The sequence below is a fragment of the Streptomyces sp. NPDC001153 genome, from assembly GCF_053598315.1.
The window spans coordinates 1-16,634 of record NZ_JBSFJZ010000071.1 but is presented as its reverse complement, the minus strand read 5'-3'; the positions used below and the strand labels follow the sequence as shown (position 1 = coordinate 16,634).

At 69.2% G+C, this 16,634-nt stretch carries 17 protein-coding genes and 2 pseudogenes; 9 read left to right on the top strand and 10 right to left on the bottom strand.

The features are described from left to right. Nucleotides 1–3: 3 nt before the first annotated feature. From ACWDEN_RS44375 to ACWDEN_RS44365, 3 genes are read left to right on the top strand one after another with little or no spacing between them, the layout of a single operon-like run. Nucleotides 4–1,101 (top strand): tyrosine-type recombinase/integrase, encoded by a 1,098-nt coding sequence (locus ACWDEN_RS44375; RefSeq protein ID WP_450863690.1) that lies wholly within the window; start codon nucleotides 4–6, stop codon nucleotides 1,099–1,101. A gap of 4 nt (nucleotides 1,102–1,105) precedes the next feature. Further along, the gene (locus tag ACWDEN_RS44370) at nucleotides 1,106–1,444 is read left to right on the top strand and encodes a helix-turn-helix domain-containing protein (protein ID WP_351623236.1); all 339 of its coding nucleotides are present in this window, start codon (nucleotides 1,106–1,108) and stop codon (nucleotides 1,442–1,444) included. Between the two features lie 11 nt (nucleotides 1,445–1,455). Beyond that, the gene (locus tag ACWDEN_RS44365) at nucleotides 1,456–3,051 is read left to right on the top strand and encodes a hypothetical protein (protein ID WP_450863687.1); all 1,596 of its coding nucleotides are present in this window, start codon (nucleotides 1,456–1,458) and stop codon (nucleotides 3,049–3,051) included. A 202-nt stretch (nucleotides 3,052–3,253) separates the two neighbouring features. On the opposite strand, the pseudogene ACWDEN_RS44360 reads toward ACWDEN_RS44365, so the two are convergent. Further along, nucleotides 3,254–3,526, bottom strand: a pseudogene (locus ACWDEN_RS44360) (transposase); the annotation flags it as partial. Between the two features lie 222 nt (nucleotides 3,527–3,748). Here ACWDEN_RS44360 and ACWDEN_RS44355 point away from each other — a divergent pair. Continuing rightward, complete coding sequence (locus ACWDEN_RS44355) at nucleotides 3,749–4,375, top strand: TetR/AcrR family transcriptional regulator (RefSeq protein ID WP_351623232.1); 627 nt, start codon at nucleotides 3,749–3,751, stop codon at nucleotides 4,373–4,375. Nucleotides 4,376–4,490: 115 nt separating this feature from the next. On the opposite strand, the gene ACWDEN_RS44350 is transcribed toward ACWDEN_RS44355, so the two are convergent. The 6 genes from ACWDEN_RS44350 to ACWDEN_RS44325 all read right to left on the bottom strand — a co-directional run bounded on the left by ACWDEN_RS44350 (nucleotide 4,491) and on the right by ACWDEN_RS44325 (nucleotide 10,118). Further along, the gene (locus ACWDEN_RS44350; RefSeq protein WP_351622626.1) at nucleotides 4,491–5,840 is read right to left on the bottom strand and encodes a ferredoxin reductase family protein; all 1,350 of its coding nucleotides are present in this window, start codon (nucleotides 5,838–5,840) and stop codon (nucleotides 4,491–4,493) included. A gap of 206 nt (nucleotides 5,841–6,046) precedes the next feature. After that, nucleotides 6,047–6,391, bottom strand: coding sequence for a DoxX family protein (locus ACWDEN_RS44345; RefSeq protein ID WP_037653034.1), 345 nt, complete (start codon nucleotides 6,389–6,391; stop codon nucleotides 6,047–6,049). A 119-nt stretch (nucleotides 6,392–6,510) separates the two neighbouring features. Then, nucleotides 6,511–6,780, bottom strand: a complete 270-nt coding sequence (locus ACWDEN_RS44340) for a hypothetical protein (protein ID WP_351622630.1) — start codon at nucleotides 6,778–6,780, stop codon at nucleotides 6,511–6,513. Continuing rightward, complete coding sequence (locus ACWDEN_RS44335; protein WP_450863684.1) at nucleotides 6,777–8,363, bottom strand: FAD-dependent oxidoreductase; 1,587 nt, start codon at nucleotides 8,361–8,363, stop codon at nucleotides 6,777–6,779. Before ACWDEN_RS44335 ends, ACWDEN_RS44340 begins: the two co-directional genes overlap by 4 nt. After that, complete coding sequence (locus tag ACWDEN_RS44330; protein ID WP_351622636.1) at nucleotides 8,360–9,265, bottom strand: alpha/beta fold hydrolase; 906 nt, start codon at nucleotides 9,263–9,265, stop codon at nucleotides 8,360–8,362. The genes ACWDEN_RS44335 and ACWDEN_RS44330 overlap by 4 nt, the downstream gene beginning before the upstream one ends. Nucleotides 9,266–9,284: 19 nt before the next feature. Next, nucleotides 9,285–10,118: an alpha/beta fold hydrolase gene (locus tag ACWDEN_RS44325; protein ID WP_450863681.1), complete on the bottom strand. Its 834-nt coding sequence runs from the start codon at nucleotides 10,116–10,118 to the stop codon at nucleotides 9,285–9,287. 1 nt (nucleotide 10,119) lies between these two features. Here ACWDEN_RS44325 and ACWDEN_RS44320 point away from each other — a divergent pair, with 1 nt between their 5' ends. The 3 genes from ACWDEN_RS44320 (at nucleotide 10,120) to ACWDEN_RS44310 (ending at nucleotide 12,818) form a co-directional block, all read left to right on the top strand. Further along, nucleotides 10,120–10,362, top strand: coding sequence for a hypothetical protein (locus tag ACWDEN_RS44320; protein WP_351622642.1), 243 nt, complete (start codon nucleotides 10,120–10,122; stop codon nucleotides 10,360–10,362). Beyond that, nucleotides 10,359–11,420: an alpha/beta hydrolase gene (locus ACWDEN_RS44315; RefSeq protein ID WP_351622644.1), complete on the top strand. Its 1,062-nt coding sequence runs from the start codon at nucleotides 10,359–10,361 to the stop codon at nucleotides 11,418–11,420. Before ACWDEN_RS44320 ends, ACWDEN_RS44315 begins: the two co-directional genes overlap by 4 nt. Nucleotides 11,421–11,549: 129 nt before the next feature. Then, a complete protein-coding gene (locus ACWDEN_RS44310) occupies nucleotides 11,550–12,818 on the top strand; it encodes a tyrosine-type recombinase/integrase (RefSeq protein ID WP_450863679.1) in 1,269 nt (422 codons plus the stop codon). A 52-nt stretch (nucleotides 12,819–12,870) separates the two neighbouring features. Here the strand turns inward: ACWDEN_RS44310 and ACWDEN_RS44305 are convergent, their stop codons facing one another. Further along, a complete protein-coding gene (locus ACWDEN_RS44305) occupies nucleotides 12,871–13,788 on the bottom strand; it encodes an AraC family transcriptional regulator (protein ID WP_450863677.1) in 918 nt (305 codons plus the stop codon). 81 nt (nucleotides 13,789–13,869) lie between these two features. On the opposite strand from ACWDEN_RS44305, the gene ACWDEN_RS44300 reads away from it, so the two are divergent. Further along, on the top strand, nucleotides 13,870–14,715 hold the full coding sequence (locus tag ACWDEN_RS44300; protein ID WP_450863675.1) for an NAD(P)H-binding protein: 846 nt from the start codon (nucleotides 13,870–13,872) through the stop codon (nucleotides 14,713–14,715). A gap of 5 nt (nucleotides 14,716–14,720) precedes the next feature. On the opposite strand, the pseudogene ACWDEN_RS44295 reads toward ACWDEN_RS44300, so the two are convergent. Both ACWDEN_RS44295 and ACWDEN_RS44290 read right to left on the bottom strand, forming a co-directional pair. After that, nucleotides 14,721–15,359 (bottom strand): annotated as a pseudogene (locus ACWDEN_RS44295) (IS5 family transposase); the annotation flags it as partial. Between the two features lie 117 nt (nucleotides 15,360–15,476). After that, nucleotides 15,477–16,175, bottom strand: coding sequence for a hypothetical protein (locus ACWDEN_RS44290; RefSeq protein ID WP_450863673.1), 699 nt, complete (start codon nucleotides 16,173–16,175; stop codon nucleotides 15,477–15,479). Nucleotides 16,176–16,260: 85 nt separating this feature from the next. On the opposite strand from ACWDEN_RS44290, the gene ACWDEN_RS44285 reads away from it, so the two are divergent. Beyond that, the gene (locus tag ACWDEN_RS44285) at nucleotides 16,261–16,596 is read left to right on the top strand and encodes a DUF6233 domain-containing protein (protein ID WP_450863671.1); all 336 of its coding nucleotides are present in this window, start codon (nucleotides 16,261–16,263) and stop codon (nucleotides 16,594–16,596) included. Nucleotides 16,597–16,634 lie beyond the last annotated feature (38 nt).

The following is a 16,634-nucleotide window of genomic DNA, read 5'->3' as shown; positions in this document are numbered from 1 at the left end:
GAGATGGAGCCAGGTCTCGCCGAGGTGTGCACGCTCCAGCGCGCCGCGGCCGAGACCGCGACGCCTGGGGGTGAGCGGGATCTGTTCCAGGACGCGGTCGCGGAGTACCTGTGGGCACGGGACGTCGCAGGCCTGTCGCCCCAGACGCTGGAGTCGCTGGTCAAGCCGGTTCTGCAGATCTGCTCGTTCTACGACACGGTGCCCTGGCGCCTGACCCCGCGGGACCTCGACCGGTACTTCGCCGGCCCGGGCAAGGCCCCAAAGCAGTCGACGACGCGTTCGAAGATCACCAGGATCGACGGGTTCTACGCCTTCCTGGAGCAGCGCTACGCCGGTGAGATCCTCCGCCGGTTCGGGGCGGCCGTCGAGTCGCCGATCGACGCCTTTAACCGTCCCCGGCACCGGGGCGACTTCGGGCTGCGGGTGCCGCCGTCGGCCGCGGCAACGAGGGACTTCTTCGCCGCCTGGCGTGCGGCGCTGCCGGCCGCCCGCAAGTACCCGGTGGCCGTCCGGAACTACGTCATGAGCAAGATCACCTACATTTCCGGGGTGCGGGCGGCCGAGCTGTGCGGGGTCCGGATCGGTGACGTGCACTGGGAGAACGGCCAGTGGGGCCGCTTCCTCGTCCGCGGCAAGGGCGCGAAGGGCTCCGGCCCCCGCGACCGTGAGGCGTACCTGTTCGAGGAGGGCCGGACTCTGCTGTGGTGGTACGTCGAGGAGGTCCGCGGGGAGTTCCGCGACGACCCGACTGACCCGTACGCGCCGCTGTTCCCGTCCGAGAGGATCCCCGGCGCGGTGGCCGCCCTGAATCTGCCGGTGGCGCCCGCGATCACCCCGGACACCTTCCGCAAGGTCCTCAAGGACGCCGGCCGGGCCCACCTCAAGGGCCCGGTGACCAACCTGTTCCCGCACCTGCTGCGGCACGCCTGCGCCACCCACAACTACGAGGCCGGGTTGCCGCTGTGGGACGTTCAGGTCCTGCTGGGGCATACCTGGGCGACGACCACGGTCGGCTACCTCGCCACCGCGAAGGGCGACCCGGAGTTGCGCAGCCTCGAATCTTCCCGGCGAGCTGTTCGCCGGCTGAGCCTGGGGTCGTGAACCGATGAAGTGGAACCTGCGCTGGGTCGCGGCCCGCCGTGACATCTGGCGGCCTACCCAACTGCTGGCCGCTTTCCGCGAGGTGGGCTTCAACCCGTCGCTGAGTAAGGTCGCGGCCCTATGGTCGAACACTCCGATCACGGTCCGCCTCGAAGACCTCGACATGATCTGCACGGCACTTGAGTGCACCGTCGCGGACCTGATGGAAGCCGAGCCGGTCGCCACCGCACAGCCCGCCGACGCCGAGCGCCCCGCCGCCGGACAAGGCGGGCCCGCGGGCCCGGTCCGGCCGATCCCCAAACCCGGCAGCGACGGCCGCCGCCGCGCGCTGCCTCCGAACTGAGAGGACCGGCTGTGTCGCGCTGGAGGGACTACGGCGACGGGAGCTGCGCCCACTGCCTGGCATGGGGCAACGATCGCGCGAGGCTGTGCATCGGCTGCTCCGGATGGCGGCGCGACCATCCCACGCTCGCCGACTGCACTCGCTGCCGCCGGCACCTGCCGGTCCGGGCCGGGCTCTGCCGCTTCTGCACGCTGGTGGTGCGGGAGTACGAGAGTGACCTCAGCGGCGCCGCCCTGGCCGGAGGAGATCAGCTGTGGCTCGGCCGCGGCCTCGGCCTGACGATCAGGAGCCGCCAGCCGGGCGGCCCCAACGGCCGCTTCCGCACCAAGAAGAAGCAGATCCTGGCCGCCGCACGTGCCGACCGCCCCACCACCCCGCACCCGGCCGACCCCGCACAGCTGCCTCTCTTCGACGAGCCGCCCAGGGCCTGGGACCGACTCGACCCCGGCAACGAGTACGCCCTCGACCCCGACTCGCAGGACCTCCTGCGCGCCTTCGCCGACTACCTGCGCAGCCACGACGTCGATCCCCGCCGGGCTGGCACAGGCAGCCTGCGCACCCTGCGGATCCTGCTGGCCCACCTCGGGGGCCGGGCCCCGCTGCGGGAGCGGGACGTCACCGCCATCGCAGCGCTCAGCGGCCACCACAACGGACGCCGCGTCATCCACTTCCTCCGGGAACGGGAGCTGCTGGAAGCCGCCCCGGCACGGAGCGCCGAGCTGGCCCGCGCCCGACGCCTGGCTGACTCCCTGCCCGCACCGTTCGACGGCGCGGTCCACCTGTGGATCGACGTCCTGCTCGGCCTGGGCTCCCGCCCCAGTCCCGCCCTGGCCTGCGGGACCGTCTACGTCTACGTATGCAACACCGCCCCGGTCCTGAACGCCTGGGCAGCCGAGGGGATCACGGACCTCCGGGAGATCACCAGCAGCCACATCACCGCCGTCCTCGATGAGACCGAAGCCGCCCGCCGGCATTCGGTTCACCCCCCGCTCCGGTCGCTCTTTCGCGCGCTGCGCCGCGAACGCAAGATCTTCCGCGACCCCGTCCGCCACATCACCCTGACCACCGCTCCACGGCTCCCGGCCCGGCTGCCGAGCGACACCCTCAAGGGTCTCCTGACCCGCGTCGAGGACGCCCGAAGCCAGCTGATCATCGCCCTCGTGGCCATCCACGCCCTCACGCACGAAAACCTGCCGCGCCTGCTCCTGGACGACCTCGACCGAGCCCGGGGACGACTGCGCGTCCGCCGCCCCGGACGCGCCGACCACTACATCTACCTCGAAGAGATCACCACCGCCCTGGCCACCGCCTGGTTGCGGCAGCGCCATCACAGCTGGCCACGGACCACGAACCCGCACCTCCTCGTGAGCCGCGTCTCTGCCACCGACCCCACCAAGCCGATGCTCAGCACCGAGGTCACCAAGACCGTGTTCGAACGCGCCGGCCTCCCCGCGCGCCGACTGCGCGAGGACCGCATCTACGACGAAGCCCGCCACACAGCCGACCCGGTCCACCTGATGCGGCTGTTCGGCCTGGGCAAGGCCACAGCCATGAAGTACGTCACGGCCGCCCACCCAGACAAGCGCCCGGACCCGATCGCCCCTTGAACGGTGAGGCGGACGGCCCCACCCCGTCAGTGCGCGCTTGGCCGGCGGCCTGAGGATGGTGGCTGCCGCAGGCGGCCGTGAGCTGCTGTGCCGAAGCGCGATAGTTGTCACCAGCGGCCCTGGCGGATCTTGACGCGCTGGGCTGTCCGCTGCCGGACACGGCGGCAAGGGTTCGCAGTCGCGGACGGTGCTGAGCTGGTTGGCCGCGCTCGCGCAGGGAGCGCAGGAACTGAGTCCAGAACACCTGGGTCTCGCTGTCGCCGACCATCATTCCCAGCACCTCGCGGCCGCCGTCCTCGGTGATCCCGGTGGCGATCACCACCGCCCGCGACACGATCTGGTGCTCGACACGGGCTATGCAGCAGGTCGCGTCCAGGTACACGTACGGGAACCGGACATGCTTCAAATGGCGGCTGCGGAATGCAGCGAGCTGACAGTCCAGGTCCTGGCAGATCCGCGAGACCTCGCTCTTGGAACATCAGTCCTTGGCGTTCACCCGCCCGCCGTCGAACTCCATAGGAGCGGTCACCGGTGGGTGGATCGAAGAGGGCGCCGCCACTCCATGCCCAACCGGCGATCTCCAAAATGGATACGGTGTTGCTGTTATGGTTCTAGCCGAGGAGGTGGGCGTTCAGTGGCACCAGCTGGTCCTATGCGAGCGGCCACGGCATCGGCTCGGCGCCCAGGGCGTCCGCCCGTGCCGCTGGAGCGCATCGTCTCCACCGCACTGCAGATCGTGGACGATGAAGGGGCCGACGCGCTCTCGATGCGGACACTGGCCCAGCGCCTGGGCTCGGGCACGGCGACGCTGTACCGGCATTTCGACAACCGGGCAGCGCTGGTCGCCCATGTCGTAGACCGCATGTTCGGCGCCGTGGAACTGAATGGCGACGAACTCCTCGCGATGGGCTGGCAGCAAGCGCTGCGGACGGTCGCGCACACCATGTTCGAGGCCCTGGCCCGGCACCGGAACGCGGCGCGCCTGATGGTCGAAGAGATACCCCTGGGGCCGAACGCCATGGCGCTGCGGGAGCACTGTGTCGCGGCACTGCTCGACAGCGGCTTCCCGCCGCGACTGGCCGCGCACGCGTTTGCCACCCTCTCCCGCTACGTCCTCGGATTCGCCATACAGGTCAACGGTCATGGCGGCGGCGGGCAACTCGCGGACGCACAAGTGTCCGCCGTCTTCCAGAGCGTCGATCCAGCCTTGTTCCCGGCCACGGTTACCGTCGCCGGGTCGATGCCCGTTCCGATCGAGGACGAGTTCTCCTTCGGACTCGAACTCCTTCTCAGCGGGCTCGCCCACCTGCGCGACGACGCCTGACCAGCCAGGACGATGCGAACCTGAGCCGCCCGCCTACGGGGTCATCTCGGCCGGCATGGAGCGTCGCCACAGCTGCTGGTGCTAGAGCGCGTGTTCTCGTGTGGTCGGCGGCTCGTCAGCGGAAGGCGAAGTGCTCGGCGTGGAGATGCTGGCGGGGGACGCCCTGGCGGTGGAGGGCGCGGGTGAGGTTTTCGATCATTGAGGCGGGGCCGCAGAGGAAGACGTGCGTGTCGGGGGTGATCGGTCCGGCCTCGGCCTGGATTCTTTCGGCGGTCAGACGGCCGTGGCTGCGGCTGAACGTCGGGTGGAGCCGGAACTCGGGGCGGTGTGCTGCCGCTGCGGTGAGTTCCGAGAGGAACGGTGCGTCTTCGGCGGTGGCGGCGCAGTAGAAGAGGTCGGTTTGGGCCGGCCCCGCACCGGGGTGGGTGAGCCAGCCGAGGAAGGGCGCGATACCGATGCCGCCCGCGATCCATATCTGCCGGGGTCCGCCGAGGGTGTGGTCGAACATGCCGTAAGGACCCTTGAGGGTTGCGGGGTGTCCTTCGCTCACGTCCGTGTAGAGGCCGCGTGTACCGCGGCCCAGGGCCCGGATGGTGAGGCGTACCGAGCCGTCGTCCTGCGTTCCTGCGACGCTGAAGGGGTGTTCGTGCCAGCCGCCGACCCGCAGGTAGACGAACTGGCCTCCGGTCACGGGAAGCGCCGTCTTGCCGGTGGGCGTGAGGGTGAGGTCGAGGATGTCGGGTGTCGGCCGCTCGACGCGGTGGATGGTGTAGTCCGCCCGGGGTTCCCTGTGCCGTAGCACCAGTTCGTCGTAGGCGTAGGCGGTCATGCCGATGGTGGACATGGTGACGTAGATCGCCAGGAGGGGCGTGGATCCGTTGATGATGAGATCGAGGAACCAGCCGTGCACCAGCGCCGACAGGAGCAGCAGGCCGGTGAGGCGGTGCAGGAACAGCCAGCGCTCGTAGGGCAGTCGGAGGATGCGGCCGACCTGGCCGAGTGAGATGAGGACGAGCAGCAGCAGGCCGATGGCGGAGACGGCGCCGAGGAGATGGCCCATCCCTACCGACGCGGTCCGGTGGGCGTAGCCGTACTGGCTCCCGTCGAAACCGGAGAAGAAATGGAGGAGCAGGTGGGGGGTGAGCAGGAGCATGGACCATACGGCGTACAGCTTGTGCTGACGGTACATGCGGTCCAGGCCGCCGAACCACTGCTCCAACCACATCAGGCGGGTGGCCAGCACCAGGGTGCAGGACATCAGGTAGGCGGACAGGACGCCGGCGAACTCGCCGACGAAATAGACAGCGCTGAGGCCGTCGGGCCTGAGCCAGTCCCAGGCCAGGTAGAGCATGACCGCTCCGGTCGCGACCAACAGGGGTCCGACGTGGCGCTTCTTCAGGCGCGCGTCCAAGGGAGCGCGCGCGATTCGGACAGCGTAGATCGCTATCACGATCAGGACGGGCATCGTCTACCCCTCGGGGGTCGGCACTGTGGACGAAGGGGCGCTGGTGAAGTCGGGCGGACCGTTCGGTCGCGGCTTGAGCGCCATCAGGCCCAGGTGGCTGCGGTTCCTGCCACTCTAATACTGGCTACAGTGTAGCCGTTTATCTGCTTTCAGGGCGACTGCTGGCGCTGCCCATCCGTGGAGGCGTGGACTCGATCGGCAGCGCTTCAGGCGAACAAGGCCGCGAGGTATGAGGCGACAAGCACCGCGCACACGGCGGCGGGCACGAGTTTGGCAACCGGGTCGCCCTGGCGCAGGTGCACGACCACAGCTCCGGCGAGCAGCAGGAGAAGCCCGGCCCCCGCGAGGCCGCCGAGCGGCGGCACGGCGAGGCCGAGCACCACGCCGGCGACTCCTGCCAGTTGCAGCACGCCGATGCGGCGGTAAGCGGCTACGGAGAAGCCGGTCTCAGCGGCCAGCTCGCGTGCCTTCGGCAATGCGAGTGTGTTGAGCACTCCGCTTGCCCCGAAGATCAGGGCGATGAGGCAGGCGAGGGTGATAGTCAGGATCATGAGGTACTTCCAGGGTGTCGGCGTCGTGGCGGCGTCACGAGGCTGTTATGGGATGGGTCGGGCGCGGTCGAGTTGCCGCCAGGCGCATCGCTCGGCGACCAGACGGGCGATTTGGTCGATCAGGTCGGGGCTTGTCGACGACCGTCCACTCCTGCGCGCAGCATGCCCCGCCCCCGGCCCGGAGCCGGGGAGTTCCTCCTGCTCGCCGGCCGTGACGTCGACTCCGCCCCGCAGATCGCGCTCGGGATGCTGCTCCAGGGCGTCGCGCAACAGCCGTCCAGCGCGGGCTGGCTGATGACGATGCGCTCGGAGAAGTCGACGACCTCGGCGTCCGGCCGGTGCGGCGTCATCGTGATGACGTGCGCCCCACGCAGCAGGGTGCGGCTCATGCAGGGGGGTAGGTGTGGCTCGGCTGGGACATGGTGCGGGTCATTGCCTGCGGCGTCATAGCCTGCACGGCCGCTTGTGTGGTGGTGAGGAAATCCCGAGTGGCGATGTGCCCGATGTAGCCGTCGGGACGGATCAGCAGCAGTGTGTCGCCAGTCAGGCCGTAGGCACTGCGCAGCGTGTTCTTGGGGTCGGAGAAGGCGCGGCCGTCGCCCGCGGCCGGTCCGACGGTCAGCCGCTTCAGCTGGGCGCCCGTCGTCGGCCAGTCGAGGAGTTCGAGGTCCCGGGCGGCGCCGGGGCTGTAGGCGATGGCGGTGAAGTGCGGTCCCTGGAAGAGGTTGAACAGGCGGGTCTCGGCGCCGTCGGCGCCGAGCAGTTGGGCGTCCGGGGCGCGGTCGCCCACGTGCAGCGTGCTGGTGTCGCTACTGTCGCCGTCAGCGGGGGCGAGCGGGCCGCCGTAGTAGGTCAGGGAGAGCTGCTGCTCGTCCTTGCCGCGCTTCATGCTGGAGGGGTCGAGCTTGGCGATGCCGCCCCACTTCTCCGTGGACAGTCCCAGGACCCCGGCGGCGATCGGCTGCCGCTCGGCCTCGTAGGTCTCCAGCAGGGCCGGGTCGGCGCCGGCGAGGACCTGGCCGAGCTTCCAGCCGAGGTTGTAGCCGTCCTGCATACCGGTGTTCAGACCCTGGGCACCGGCCGGGGTGTGGACGTGCGCAGCGTCGCCGACGAGGAAGACACGTCCGCGGCCGTAGTGCTTCGCAAGACGGATGTTGGGCCGGAACACGGACTTCCAGTGGATCTCGTGCAGCTGGATGTGCCGGTTGCGGGTGTGGGAGTGGATCCGGTCGATGATGGCGCCGATCTCCTGGGGCGGCGTCTCGTCGGGCGTGAGCCGGACCATCCACTGGAACATGTCGCTGTGGGGCAGCGGGCAGGCGCCGATGAGCTTGCCGCCGAGGCCGGGCCACATGTGCCACCGGTTGCGGGCCAGGCCACTTACGGAGGCATCCACGATGAGCACGCGGTCGGATTCGTCCGTCGTCCCCACGAAACCGATGTCGAGCTGCTTGCGCACCGCACTGGAGCCGCCGTCGGCCCCCACGGCATAGCGGGCGACGACCTCCTCGACCCCGTCCGCGCCCACCACCTTGGCGACCACCGTATCCTCGTCCTGCGTCAGCTCGGTCAGTTCCTTGCCGAACTCGACCTCGCGGCCGAGCTCACCGAGCCGGGCGTGCAGGGCGCGGTCCGTGCGGAACTGCGGGATCAGCCAGGTGTTCGGGTACGGGACGTCGGGGGTTGCCTCTTTGTGGGGGAACATCTTCCACGGCACACCGATGGGTCCTGCATGGAGCCCGAGCTTGGGATAGATGTCGCCGCCGGCCAGCACGTCGTCGAGAGCGCCGAGGTCTTCGAGGACTTCGAGGCTGCGGGGCTGGATGCCCTTGGCACGCGAGCCGTCGAAAGCGTGGGGGGACCTGTCGACGATCCGGACGTCGAGTCCACGGCGTACGAGGTCGATCGCCAAGGCGGAGCCCGAGGGGCCGGCACCGATGATCAGTACGTCGATGGCCTGCGGGTTGCTCATGAGTCGAGCCTTTCGGTGCGTGCGGACACGAACGGGACGAGCTGATCGGCGACGTCGCGAGGCCGTTCGTAGGGGGCCATATGCCCGCATTTGTTAATTACGTGATGTTTCTGGGGCTTCAGCAGAGCGCGCGCTGTGTCGAACTGCGTCAGCGGCGTGACGTCGTCCTCGTCGCCCCACAGCAGCAGCGTCGGAATGCCCAGGGCCCCCGTCCGCCGGAAGGGGTCGTCACGGCCGGTGAAAGGCAGGTGCTGCAGCGTGTCGAAGACCGCGTACAGCGAGCCCTCGAAGCGGAAGGCGTCGAGGACCATCTCGGTCAGTTTCGCGCCGAGTTCGGGGTCGCGGACGTTGTGCCCCAGGTGCCCTTGAAGTATCTGTCGGCCGCGCCGCCGGGCAATGAGGCCGGCCAGCCAGTCGTTGCACAGCAGTCGGTGGGGGGAGGTCAGCTGAGGTTTCGCAAGACCGGCGGGTCCGACGATGGTGAGCGTGGACAGCGATGAGCGGTACTGGGCGGCGTACGTCATGCTGACCAGCGCGCCCATGGAGGTGCCGACCAGGTGCAGGGGCCGCGCCGTCAGGCCGAGCCGGTCCGTCAGCTCGGCCAGCTGCCGGGCGAACAGCGTCTCGTCGTAACGCGCCTGTACCCGGTCGGAGTAGCCGCGGCCGTAGGCGCTGCAGGTCAGCGTGCGCAGCCCGCGGGCGTGCAGTTCGCTGACGAGGCCGTCCCAGTAGAACAGCGGGATGGTCAGACCGCCCGCCATCAGGACCACTTCTCCGTCCTCGGGCCCCGTCAACTCGTAGTGGGTGACGCCGTCGGACAGCTCGATGAAACTGCCGCGCAGCGCCTTGCGCGAGTCGGCGGTGAGCTTGCGGTCCTCGCCCGGGGCGACGAAGTACTTCATGGAACGGGCCTCCTTGCCCTCAGTTCGCGGGGGTGTCGGCGCAGGAGCCGAGGAACTTGGCGATCGCGTCCGCGACCCACTGCGGTTCCTCCTCCGGCAGCAGATGTCCGCCGTGGGGGTGGACGAGCTCCTGGGCGCCGGGGATGTCGCGGGCGAAGTGCTGGCCGTCGATGCTCGCGCTGCGCAGCACCAGCGTGGGCACCGTGATGCGGGGGAGCTGCGCGCTGCGGTCCGGCTGGTCGGTGTTGCAGAAGTCGACGAAGGCTGAGCGGTTACCGGGGCGGCTCATGAGCTGATAGGCGCGGTCCACCATGGCGTCGTCCACGATCTGCGAATACGGCCCGACGCTCTCGCGCAGGTTGCGCTCGATGGCTCCGCGCGGCATCACCCGCCTCAGCAGGGGCCGCACCAGCGGGTTGCGGGTCAGGCGCATCCCCGCGGGCACCGTCTTCTCCGGGTAGCCGGTGGCATTGACCAGTACCAGGCCGGTCAGCCGCTCCGGATGATCCAGCGCGACGTTCCAGGCGATGTTGCCTCCCAGGGAATTGCCGGCCAACGCGTAGCGCGGCACGCCCAGCGCCTCCAGGAAGCCCGCCACCGTCGCGGCGTACGCCGGGATGCGGTAGTCGCGGTCCTTGCGCGGGCCCGTCAGTCCGAACGCCGGCAGGTCGAGACGGATGACGTCGAACGACTCCGACAGGAGGTCCGTGGCGCGGTCGAAGTGCTGGAGGGATGAGGCGCTGCCGTGCAGCAGTACGAGTGCCGGGCCGTGCCCGGCGCGCTTGTAGTGGATCCGCAGGCCGTCCACCTCGACGAACCGGGAGTCGGGTTGGGGCTCAGACCAGGTACTCATAATGGATACACTGTTACCGATAAGGTGGTCGTGTCAAGCGGAAGCCGTTGTCGAGGGCGCGGCGCTCTGCCTCGGCCGACTCCTGCGCGACAGCCCTGAACGCGACGACGCCGAAGTGGCCGACCAGGTCGCCGAGGATCTGCTGCGGATGTTCGGCCTTCCCGGCAACGAGGCCCACGAGATCTGCCGGCAGCCACTGCCCGACCTGGAGACCGCGGCCGACCGGCAAGGCGCCACCGCTTGAAGCCGAGAACCGCGACCACCCGAACGAAAGGTGTGCAGTACATGACACTCCGACGCGTTCTCAGCGGCCTGGGCGCCGCAGCAACCATCGGCGCTGCCGCGGCGATCAGCACACGTCGCCGCGCTCTGGCGGCAGTCCCCCGCGAGCTGCGGCACCCAGTGCTCTTCCTCCCGCTGAACTTCGGCAACCCGGTCACTCTGGCCATCGCCCGCCGCCTCGTGCCCTTGGCGGGAGCCGCCTCCAGGCCCGGCGTCCGCATCGAGCGGCGCACGCTGCCGGCCACGACCGACGACCTCCCCGTCGAGGTGCTCACCTACCAGGCATCAGGCCAAGCGCCGCGCGCAGCGCTGCTCTGGATCCACGGCGGAGGAACCGTCATGGGCGCCGCTCGGCAGGAGAACACCTGGTGCAGCCGCGTTGCCGACGAACTCGGCGCTCTGGTCGTCAGCGTCGACTACCGCCTCGCACCCGAAAATCCGTACCCCGCAGCTCTGGACGACTGCTTCGCTGCGCTTCGCTGGCTTCACGCCAGTGCCGCCGCCCTCGGCATCGATCCCGCCCGCATCGCCGTCGGCGGCGAAAGCGCCGGAGGCGGACTCGCCGCCGCCGTAGTCCAGCGCGCCCACGATTCAGGAGTGCCGGTCCGGTTCCAACTCCTCCTCTACCCCATGCTCGACGACCGCACGGCTCTACGCGTCGACCCTCCCAACAGCGCCATCTATACGTGGACCCCGGACTCCAACCGCTTCGCCTGGACCTCCTACCTCGGCCGCCCGCCACAGGACCACGACGATCGCCCCTACATTGCGGCGGCAAGGCGTAGGAACCTCGACGGGCTGCCGCCCGCGTGGATCGGTGTGGGCGACATCGACCTGTTCCACGACGAAGACGTTGACTACGCCCGACGCCTGAGCGAGGCCGGCGTCGCCTGCGAGCTGCGGCTCGAATCAGGCATGTACCACGGTGCTGATGCCTTGCTCGACGGCAAAGCACCTTCAATGACCGCTTTCCGCACTGCCGCCCTCGCCGCTCTGCGAACTGCCCTGGCAAAGCCCTGACCGCCCCGGACATGCCGAACCAGCCTCGGCGACCAGGCCAGCTCGGTCAGTCGCGAGCAGGAAGGCCACGGCCAACGCCTTCTCGGCACCCGTGCGCTCGAACACGCGCGCCGTCGAACCAGTCATCGCATGCCGCTCGAAGCTGATCTTCAACGAACAGCAGGAGAGAGGCTGCCGGTCCTGCCCGCGCTGGTACAGGCAGCTGCCCGCCGGCTGAACGAGGCCAAGGAGCGGCTGGAGGCATTGGAGGCAGCTGACCTGGGATCCACCATCACGGTGCTCGGCGAGAGCTTCACCCTGCCCCGGTCTGCCGAGCGAGCCGGCGGCAAACCTTCAACGGTCGTTGACGCCACAGGAGCGAGGCGCGACTTCCGAACGGAGGAGAAGCTGGCCTTCTACGGCTGGGCGACCGTGGAGATCCTCCGGCACACCAGGATGCGCATCGAAGAGCTCAGGGAACTCGGCCACCACAGCATCATCAGCTACAAGCTGCCGACCACCGGAGAGGTGATCCCGCTCCTGCAGATCGCGCCGTCCAAGACGGACCAAGAGCGCCTCCTGCTGGTCAGCCCTGAGCTCGCCGACGTTCTCAGCGCCGTGATCAGCCGTGTTCGCGGGCATGACGGCAGGGTGCCGAGCATCCCGTCCTATGACCTGCACGAGAAAGTCTGGAACCCACCCATGCCGCTGCTCTACCAGCGGCCCGTAGGCGGCGAGAACAGGACGATCTCCATCACCACGATCCGCCAGTCACTCAACACGCTGCTGGCGGATACCGGCATCGCCGACCCCCACGGACAGCTGTTGACCTTCCAGCCGCACGACTTCCGCAGGATCTTCATCACCGACGCCATCCTCAACGGCTTGCCGCCGCATATCGCCCAGGTTATTGCTGGTCACGACCACATTGGAACCACGATGGGGTATGCCGCGATCTACCCGGAAGATGCCATCGAGGCTCACCGAGCCTTCATCGCCCGGCGCCGCGGTCTACGACCCGCCGGGGAATACCGGGCGGTGACCGACGAGGAGTGGCAGGAGTTCCTCGGGCACTTCGAGCGGCGCAAGCTGGCCCTGGGGCAGTGCGGCCGAGCATACGGAAGTAGCTGTGTCCACGAGCACGCCTGTGTGCGATGCCCGGTACTGATCGTGGGGCCGGACGAACGGCCCCGTCTGGAAGAGATCCGCGAGAACCTCCACGCCAGGATCACCGAAGCCGAACGAGAAGGATGGCTGGGCGACGTCGAGCAACTGACCGTCAGCCTCACCGCAACCCACGACAAGATCAGCCAGATTGACGCCAGCGAGAGGCGGAAGAGCTCGCCGGTATTCGTCGGCATGCCTACGATCAAGCAACTAGCGGTCCGGGAAGCCCAAAACCTGAACAAGACGGACTAAGAACTCGTAACAAAAGCAGACTTTCCTCTAAAGGGCCTTCGCAGGGCACGAATCAGTGCGGCACGTAATCCGGCTGCGCGGTCCGGGCCGCCGCCCGCCACTTGCCCGGCGACACGCCGTGCCGACGGCGGAACGCGGTGGAGAACGCGTACTCGTTGCGATAGCCGACCTTGGCGGCGATCTGGGCGAGCGTCACGTCGGAGCGTGCGAGGGCGTCTTCGGCGCGCTGCATGCGTACGCCGGTCACGTAGCTGCCGGGCGAGTCTCCGGTGACCTCGCGGAACCGTAAAGAGAAGGCGGCGCGGGACATCCCGGCCAGGTCGGCCATGGCTGGGACGGTCCACTCGCCGGCCGGTTCGGCGTGCACGTGCTCCAGGACCCGTCGCAGGCCCGGCTGGGACAGTGCCCGGTACCAGCCGGGTGCTGCCTCCCCCGCCCGTGCCCACCAGGAGCGGAGGGCGAAGATCAGGTTGACGTCGAGGAGGCGGTCCAGCAGGACCTGCTGTCCAGGGGCGTCCTGTTTGATCAGGTCGGCCAGCAAGGCCACGGCCCCCGCATGGGCGCTTTCCTGGTCGGTCGCCGGTACGACGACGGCGCGCGGCAGGGCGCGGAGCAGGGATGCGGCGAAGCTGCCGTCGAGGATGTAGGCGCCGCACAGGATGAGTGCCGCGTCGCCCTGCCTGGTGTCGGTTCCGCCCAGCCGGGCGTCGGCGATCGGCTCGGCGGTGACGTCCGGGTCGCTGACCAGGGCGTACGGCGCGCCCGAAGACATCAGCACGACGTCCCGCTCCCCTAGCCGGAGCGGTTCCCGGCCGGGCTCCTCGAGCCAGCCGGTGCCCTCGATCAGCACGTGGGCGGTGAGCGGCCGGCGCCCGCTGAGCCGCACGCCCCAGGGCCGGACCCGGCGCAGCACGGAGAAGACCGCGCCGCGGGCGCGCGCCTGCGCGAGCTGGTCGGTCAGCACGTCCATACCCGAATCCTAGACGAACACGAATGAATGCCAGCTGATCGAACATTTTCCGTCCACGGTCACGTTCGTATCGTGGAGGACATGGCACCGTTCCTGATCCTCGGCGGCACCGGCAAGGTCGGCCGCCGCCTCACCCACTCGCTCACCCACGCCGGGCACGATCCGCGTCCGGCCAGCCGGAACTCGGCGACCCGCTTCGACTGGCAGGACGACTCCACCTGGCCGGCGGCGTTGGCCGGCACGGAGGGGGTGTTCGTCATCGGCCCCGGATCGGCGACGGACTGGAGTCCGCGTCTGACCGGCCTGCTGGAGGCGGCCCACGCTGCCGGGGTGCGGCGCGCGGTCCTGTTGTCGGCGCGCGGCGTGGAGTTCCTGCCCGACGGAGCCGTCGCCAGGGCGGAGCAGGCCCTGCGCAAAGGGCCGCTGCCATGGACGATCCTGCGACCGTCGCACTTCGCCCAGAACTTCACCGAGGCGATGTTCGCCCCGCGCGGCGGGCTGATCAGCGCGCCGGTCGGCATGGGCGCCGAACCGTTCATCGACGTCGCCGACATCGCGGACGTGGCGGCCGCTGTCCTCCCGGGCGGCTTCGAGGGCGAGACCCTGGCGCTGTCCGGCCCCGAGGCAGCCGACTTCGTCCAGGCGGCGCAGATCCTCACCGAAGCGTCGGGCACCCTGGTCCGGTTCGCAGACCAGTCCGACGCCGACCACGTGGCCCAGCTGCACGCGGCGGGCACACCCGAGGGCTACATCGAGTGGCGCATGGCAATGCTCGGCGGTATCCGCCGGGGCGAGGACGCCTACCTGAGCGACGGCGTGAAGCACGTTCTAGGCCGGAGCCCGATCGGGCTGCGGGAGTGGGCGGCGCGTGAGGTGCCAGGCTCGGATTGGGCCATGGCTGTGCGGGGTGGCGACCAAACCGGCTAAGACTCCTAAGGAAGGTGGGTTCGGAGTCGTCGCCAGCAGATGATGGCGCAGCCCAGGGTGAGGAAGGCCTGGTGGATGTCGTCGCGGATCTCCCAGCGGGTGCGTAGGCGGCGGAACCAGTGCAGCAGCGCGAACGCGGCTTCGACGACCCAGCGGTGGACGCCCAGGCCGGAGCCCTGTTCGGTGCCGCGTCGTGCGATGACCGGGGTGATGCCCAGCTCGCGGACCAGGCGGCGGTACTTGTCGTGGTCGTAGCCGCGGTCGGCGTATACCCGGTCAGGTCGCTGCCGGGGCCGACCCCGCGTGCCGCGCACCGGCGGGACGGCCTGCAGCAGCGGGATCAGCTGGGTGACGTCGTTGCAGTTGCCGCCGGTCGTGATCGCGGCCAGCGGGATGCCGTGACCTTCGACGATCAGGTGGTGTTTGCTGCCGGTCTTGCCCCGGTCCACCGGGGACCGGCCGGTGGCCGGCCCGCCCTTCATCGCCCGCAGGTGGCTGGAGTCGACCGCGGCGCGGGAGAAGTCCAGCGCTCCCGCGTCGCGCAGCTCGGCCAGCAGCAGCTCGTGCAGCCGCTGCCAGACCCCGGCGGCGTTCCAGTCCCGAAGCCTGCGCCAGCAGGTCAGCCCCGAACCGTAGCCCAGCTCCTGCAACGGCTCACCGACGTCCCTACCCCCGCCGGACCGACGCCACGGCAGCTCGGCGCCCCGGCCACCTCAACCCTGCTGCCGATCGCCGAGGTGCGAAACGGCCCTACTCCGTGATCACGCGGTTCCGGGGTCAGCCTCCGGCCCCGGAACCGGATATCCAATCTGCCTCAGATCCTCGGCAAGGTCAGCGACGCCCACGTCCGGATTCATCGCCATTGCGACGCTCTGGGTGAGAGGCTGCAGCGCATAGACGTGGCGGATGGCCTCGATGTCCACAGCGACCTCGTAGTACTCCTCCGCGAACTGCTGATACGCCTCGGGGCGGCCATCCACCAAGACATCGAACAGCCATTCTGCGCTGCCGCCGTCCTCCACGCCTGCCGGCAGGGCCTCGGCCCTCCCGGCCCTCCATAGCGAGTCTGCCTGTTCACGCCAGAAGCACACGGTCACCCGCGGTATCCCGTCGTGTTCGCTGAACGCTGCCTCCGAAACGTTGTGGACAAACGCCTCGGGCACCCCGTCGAACAGCCCTGGCCACGGAACAGGAGGCGTGACCCGGTACGGGCTCATGGGCGACTCGTGATCGAAGCCGCGGGCATACGCACCTGCCGGCGAGAAGACGATCGAGTAGTCATTGCCGTACCCGTCACGCATGGAGGCCATCTCCTCGGTCGGCGACCACCGCGAGTCGAACGAGTAGAACCGGGACTCCCAGTCCGGGCTCATGATGGCATCGAGGACGGCCATGGCCCGGGAGCGGTCGCGAACGATCGAGATCTCCGGCAACTGACGGATGAGTTCATGGACAGACACAGCTCCATCCAAGCTGATCCCACTGACGACGCGCCCACCGTCCGCTTGACATCGCGGATTCCACATAATGCGGGTGTGGCATGCGATGTGGCTGGCCCGCATCGACCGCAAGATCGAACTGCTTCTCAAGCGGCAGGCCGAGCAGGACCACGGCCGACGGGCGAAGCCGGAGCCGCCCCACTGGGTCGTCGAACTCGGCATCGGTGTCGGCCAGCCACCGGTGCAGGTCCACCGGGGCGCCTGCTACATGGCAGGCAAACGACGCCGCCCCGTCGAGCGAGACGAAGCCCGCCGTCTGCTCGCCAACGGCACCAGCGCCTGCACTCACTGCCGGCCCGACGCAGGTCTCGGCATCATCGACTTACGGTCTGGGGAGAAATTGAGCTTCGGGCGTGCTGGCCTGGGTTCGGCTGGTGGGTGATCAGCGGACGGTGTCGCGGACGAGGACGAGTTCGGTGC